The organism is Cellulomonas biazotea (genome assembly GCF_004306155.1).
In the GTDB taxonomy this organism is placed as follows: Bacteria; Actinomycetota; Actinomycetes; order Actinomycetales; family Cellulomonadaceae; genus Cellulomonas; species Cellulomonas biazotea.
In genome coordinates, this window is sequence record NZ_BIMR01000521.1 from 1 (window position 1) to 470 (window position 470).

Below are 470 nucleotides of genomic sequence, written 5' to 3' on the forward strand. Positions count from 1 at the left end.
GCTCATGCCCGACCTGGGCGCGCGCGGCGCGTCGGCGCTGCCGCCGTTCGGGCAGCTGCTCGCCGGGCTGCACGCCGCGGCCGCCGCCCGCTGGCTCGACGCCGCCGACGTCGGACGGCTCCGCCACGACGCCGCGCCGCAGGACCTCACGGGCCTCGGCGTCGCACCGGTCGGCGACGAGGTGGCCGCCCGCCTGGACCTCCTGGGCCGGACCGTCGCGACGACCCGCGCACCCGCGCTCGTCGTCGCGGCCGTCGTGCACGGCGAGCTGCTCGCGCTGCGGCCGTTCGCTGCCGGGAACGGCGTCGTCGCGCGTGCAGCGGCCCGGCTGCTGGCCACGACCGGCGGGCTCGACCCGACCGGGTCCGTCGTCGCCGAGGCGGTGTGGGCCGCGTCGCCGCAGCCCTACCTCGGCGCCGCCGCGGGCTTCGCGACGGGGACGCCCGACGGGGTCGCCGCCTGGCTGCGGG

The 470-nt window shown here is 81.3% G+C and carries 1 protein-coding gene; it reads left to right on the forward strand.

Annotated features, from left to right (window positions below):
- A partial coding sequence (locus CBZ_RS20580; protein ID WP_174768713.1) for a Fic family protein occupies positions 1-470 on the forward strand: 470 nt, incomplete at both ends.